The sequence below is a fragment of the Lentzea kentuckyensis genome (genome assembly GCF_002150765.1).
Classification (GTDB): Bacteria; Actinomycetota; Actinomycetes; order Mycobacteriales; family Pseudonocardiaceae; genus Lentzea; species Lentzea kentuckyensis.
Window position 1 is genome coordinate 1 of the sequence record NZ_MUYM01000172.1, and the last position, 5,102, is coordinate 5,102.

Consider the following 5,102-nt stretch of genomic DNA (forward strand, 5'->3'; position numbering starts at 1 on the left):
GGTCGTGGCTGTGCTGGCGGTGCACGAGAACTCCGCCGAGCTGTGGGTTGTGGCAGTGGGTGTGCTGATCCTGCGCGCGGGAGTGCTGCCGTACCTGTTGCGCCGGGCGCTGGTGGGGGAGTCGCAGCGGGAGACCAGGCCGTTGGTGAACGTGTCCGCGTCGCTGCTGGCCGCCGCCGTGTTGACGTTGCTGGCCTACGCGGTGTCGCAGCCGCTGGTGGCCTTGGCGCCGTCGCCCGCGACACAAGCCATTCCGGTCGGGATGACCGTGGTGCTGATCGGGTTCTTCGTGCTGGTGACCCGCCGCCGCGCGCTGTCGCAACTGGTCGGGTTTCTGTTGATGGACAACGGGATCACCGCGGTCGGGTTCCTCACCACCACCGGTGTGGGCCTGGTCGTGGAGCTCGGGGTGTCGCTGGACGTGCTGCTGGCCGTGCTGGTCCTGCAGGTCCTCACCACCCGGATGCGGGAGACCTTCGGCGACACCGACCTCGACGAACTGCGGGAGTTGCGCGACTGATGACTGTGCTCGTTCCCGTGGGAGTTCCTGTTCTCGGCGCACTCACCTACCTCGCCTTCGGGTGGCGCCGCGCCACCGCCTGGGTCAGTGCGCTGTCCGCGGCCGTCGTGCTGGCCGCCGCGATCGCGCTGGCGGTCGAAGTGAGCCGATCCGGGCCGGTGACCGTGTTGTCCGGGTTGCTGCGCGTGGACGCGTTGTCCGCCTTCATGGTGTTGGTGATCGGCGCGGTCGCGCTGGTCGCGACCGTCGCGACTCCGGCGTATCTGCGCGAGGAGATCGCGGCCGGCCGGGCCACTGCCCGCACCGCTGCGCGGCACAGCCTTCTCGTGCAGCTGTTCCAGGCAGCCATGGCGCTCGCGGTGCTCGCCGCGAACCTCGGCGTGGTGTGGGTGGCGATCGAGGCCACCACCATCGTCACCGCGTTCCTGGTCGGGCAGCGCCGCACCCGTGCCTCGGTGGAGGCGGCGTGGAAGTACGTGGTGATCTGCTCGGCGGGTATCGCGCTCGCGTTGCTGGGCACCATCGTGCTGAACTTCGCGGCCGCCCACGCTCCCGGCGCCGCGGGCCTCGATCTCGCCGCCCTCGCCGTCCACGCGCCGGGGCTGGATTCCGGTGCCACCCGGATCGCGATCGTGTTGCTGGTGCTCGGGTTCGGCACCAAGGCCGGGCTGGCCCCGCTGCACGCGTGGCTGCCCGACGCACACTCTCAAGCCCCGGCACCGGTGTCCGCGTTGATGTCCGGTGTGTTGCTGTCCGTGGCGTTCTACGCGATCCTGCGCGTCAAGGTGATCAGCGACGCCGCACTGGGCACCGAGTTCGCCCGCACGCTGCTCATGGTGATGGCGCTGGCGTCGCTGCTGCTGGCGGCGTCGTTGCTGATCGGTCAGCGCGACTACAAGAGGATGCTGGCGTACTCCAGCATCGAACACCTCGGCCTGGTCGCGTTCGGTGCCGCGATCGGAAGTCCTCTCGCGCTGGCGGCGGCCCTGCTGCACGTTCTGGGCCACGGGCTGGTGAAGGCGGTGCTCTTCCTCGGCGCCGGCCGCGTCCTGCAGCTCACCGGTACGAGCCAGATCGACGGTGTGCGCGGCCTGCTCGCCCGTCATCCCGTGCTCGCGACGACCTTCGGGCTCGGTGTGCTCGCGCTGATCGGCCTGCCCCCGTTCAGCCTGTTCGCCAGCGAACTCGGCATCGTGCGCGCCGGCTTCACCGCGGGACTCGGCTGGCCCACCGCGGCCGCACTGCTGCTGGTGCTGGTGATCGCGGCCGCCTTGATCACCCGTACGAGCCGGATGCTGCTCGGACCACCGCCCACCACGGACACAGCCGGGGCGCCGATCTCGATCGCCCTGGTGGGCGGACTGCTCGCGTGCGCCGTGCTGGGCGTCGCCGCCGGCCCCCTGTTGACGCTGCTCGATCTGGCTACCGAGCCTTTGGTGGTGACGCGATGATCACGAGGACTCTCACTCCTGCCGAGCTGCCCGGCCAGGCGGGTTCCCTGTCGGAACGGGGTTTCCGGCTCGCGCTGGCCGCCGGCCACGACGACGGGAACCGGTTGCGCGCGGTGTACCTGTTCACCGCGGCCGCGCCGGACCGGCGGGTCGAGCTGCACGTCCCGCTCGACCCGGACACGCCGGAGGTGCCGAGCCTGGCAGGGTTGTCGTTCGCCTCCGGCCGGTTCGAACGCGAGATGCACGACCTGTTCGGCATCGTGCCCACCGGTCACCCGTTGCCACGCAGGCTGGTTCGTCACTTCCACTGGCCTCGGGGCTGGTATCCGATGCTCACCGACGCGGGCGACCCGCCCCAGTTCGGCGCCGTCGACGGGCCGTACCCGTTCCGTTCGGTCGAAGGGCCCGGGGTGTACGAGATCCCGGTCGGACCCGTGCACGCCGGCATGATCGGTCCAGGACACTTCCGGTTCTCCGTGGTCGGCGAGACCATCCTCAACCTCAAGGCCCGCCTCTGGTTCGTCCACAGAGGACTGGAGAAACTGTTCCACGGGCGCACTCCCGAGCACGGCGTCGAGCTGGCGGAGCGGGTCAGCGGTGACACCAGCGTCGGCCACACCCTGGCGTTCTGCCTCGCTGTCGAAGACGCCCACCGGATGGCCGTTCCCGAGGACGCGCAACGCATCCGCGCGATGCTGCTAGAGCTCGAACGTCTCTACAACCACATCACCGACATCGGCGCCCTGTGCAACGACGTCGCCTACGGCGTGCTCAACGCCCACTCCCAGCGCGTGCGTGAACGCCTGCTGCGCCTCAACGACACCGTCACCGGGCACCGGCTGCTGCGCGGCGCCATCCGCCCCGGCGGTGCGACCGTTCTCGCGTTGCCCGATGTTCGCGAGCTGGCCGCGATCGGTGTCGACGTCGCCGAGACCGTCGAACTGGCGCTGTCCAACACCGTTGTGGCCGACCGGTTCACCGGCACCGCCGTGCTCAGCCGGGCCCAGGCCGCCGACCTGGGTGCGCTTGGTGTCGTCGCCCGCGCCAGCGGCCTGGCCGTCGACGCCCGTCACGACCACCCGTACCTGTCGGCGGAGTTCGCCCGCACCGTCCACACTCACACCGACGGTGACGTGCTGTCCCGCTTTCTGGTGCGTGCCGAGGAGATCGTCACCTCGATCGCCATGATCACCAGCCTCGTCGACATGCTCGACGGCCGCACCAGCGCGGCCGCGCCAGGCCTGACGGGATCGGGCACGTCCGGGGTCGGCATCGTCGAGGGCTGGCGCGGCACCATCGTCCACCGCGTCGAGCTCGCCGGCGACGGGACGCTGAGCCGGGTGAAGATCGTGGACCCCAGTTTCTTCAACTGGCCCGCGCTGCCGGTCGCGCTGGCCGACACGATCGTTCCCGACTTCCCGTTGACCAACAAGAGCTTCAACCTCTCCTACGCCGGCAACGACCTCTAGTGCCGTTGCCAGCCGAGGCACTAGCAGGCACTCGATCGGGTGTGTGGAGCCTCGCACACGCAAACAGTTGCAAACTTGTTTAAGTGCGCAGATCATGGGGTCACCGGTGGAAGGAGAGACGTTGAAGACGATGAGCAAGTTCGAAACAGAGCTGCGGAACAAGGTCGCCGAGGCCGAAGAGACGCTGCGCGAGGCCCTGCAGGCCGGCCACGACTACGAGGTCCACCTCCACGGTGCCCGGATCCGCGACCTGCTCGACCGGGCCGCCCAGCACGGCATCGACACGAACGGCTGGATCGAGCCGGCCCTGCTGGAGAACTCCGGACTGTGACCATCAACGCGAGCGACGGCGTGGTCGCGGTGGTCGGCGGAATCGGTGCCACGACGGCAGTGCTGCGCCGCTACGCCACAGCGGTCGAGGAACAGGCGGGGCTGCCGACCCGAGTCATCGCCTCCGACTACAGCCTGCACTCTCTGCCGCCCGGCACCAGCGCGGTGCTGCTCGTCCGCGCCACGCCCGAACGTGCACAGAAGGCACGTGACACGATCATCGGTGTCCCGGTCCTCACCGACCAGGACACCACCGCGGTCGCCCTGACCGCCGCGCTGCTCACCACGCTGACCCGTGCCGGCCGCGCACTGCGGACCAGCAGGGTCGTCGTCGCGGGTGCCAACACGATGCCGCTGCTGAACCCGGTTCTGCTGACCGCGGGAATCCGGGACATCACCACCTGGAACCCCGCCGACGCGCTCGCGTTCCCGTTGCGCCGCATCGCCGCCAACGCCGACGCCGTGATCAACCTGGTGGGCGGAGGCGGCCGGTTCGCCTGGCCCCGCCACACCGCACCAGCCGTGATCGTGCCCGACCCCGCCCGCGACCCGGTACTGGCCCTGCCCGGCCTGCTGCGCGCGCTCACCCGGCACCCGCAAGTGCGCCTGACGCCTGAGATCCAGCACGCCTGCGCGGTCGTGCTGTCCGCCGCGACCGCGCCCGGCGAACAAGTGCCCCGACGTTGCGACGAGACTCTCACCCGCCAGATCGCCGACGCCGCCACCGACGCACTGCATCGAGGAGCTGCACGACAACCACCGGCAAGCACGCCGACTCAGCGAACGCTGTGACTCACAGCCCCGTGATCATCAGGTCGTCGACGTCGAAGCTCAGGTTGTTGTGCACCGCGATCACACCGGGCACACCACGCGCGATCCACCCGGCCCGTTCAGTCGCGCTGTGCAGGCTCAGCGTCCCGTCCAGTGTGACCACCCCGCCGGAAACCCGCACCGCAATGCGATTCACAGTCGCCGAGACCGGACACAGTTGCCGCTCCAGATCGGCGCGGATCGCGTCGTCGCCGCGGAGAAACAGCCGCAGCGCGCCGCGCCGGGCGAGAACCCCCACGAGCGTGCCCGCACCGTTCACCACGCACAGCACGCTCGCTTGCTCGCCCGCGAGCCGCCGCAACGCGACACGCAGATTCACGCCCTCCGCGACCGTCGTCGCCGGCGCCATCAGATCCGCAGCCACCGTCGCTGACGACTTGTGCCATCGCGTCCGCGCGCGCGTGCCGCCCAGCACCGGCGGATTCGCTGCACCACCGTGGAACTCCAGCTTGGCCGCGAGATCCCCCTCGGTCACCACCCCGACCGGGCGCCCGGTCGAAT

At 70.1% G+C, this 5,102-nt stretch carries 6 protein-coding genes; 5 read left to right on the plus strand and 1 reads right to left on the minus strand.

From position 1 onward, the window contains the following. The 5 genes from B0F77_RS44975 to B0F77_RS44995 all read left to right on the plus strand — a co-directional run. Positions 1-520: hypothetical protein (locus B0F77_RS44975; RefSeq protein WP_086669182.1), on the plus strand; the 520-nt coding region annotated here is incomplete at its 5' end. Then, on the plus strand, positions 520-1,971 hold the full coding sequence (locus tag B0F77_RS44980; RefSeq protein WP_086669183.1) for a proton-conducting transporter transmembrane domain-containing protein: 1,452 nt from the start codon (positions 520-522) through the stop codon (positions 1,969-1,971). The genes B0F77_RS44975 and B0F77_RS44980, both read left to right, overlap by 1 nt. Further along, complete coding sequence (locus B0F77_RS44985; protein ID WP_086669184.1) at positions 1,968-3,440, plus strand: hydrogenase large subunit; 1,473 nt, start codon at positions 1,968-1,970, stop codon at positions 3,438-3,440. Before B0F77_RS44980 ends, B0F77_RS44985 begins: the two co-directional genes overlap by 4 nt. A 130-nt stretch (positions 3,441-3,570) precedes the next feature. After that, positions 3,571-3,771: a hypothetical protein gene (locus B0F77_RS44990; RefSeq protein WP_086669185.1), complete on the plus strand. Its 201-nt coding sequence runs from the start codon at positions 3,571-3,573 to the stop codon at positions 3,769-3,771. Beyond that, positions 3,768-4,562, plus strand: a complete 795-nt coding sequence (locus B0F77_RS44995) for a hypothetical protein (protein WP_086669186.1) — start codon at positions 3,768-3,770, stop codon at positions 4,560-4,562. The genes B0F77_RS44990 and B0F77_RS44995 overlap by 4 nt, the downstream gene beginning before the upstream one ends. Position 4,563: 1 nt before the next feature. On the opposite strand, the gene B0F77_RS45000 is transcribed toward B0F77_RS44995, so the two are convergent. After that, on the minus strand, positions 4,564-5,102 hold a 539-nt coding region (locus B0F77_RS45000), incomplete at its 5' end, for a BON domain-containing protein (protein ID WP_143467259.1).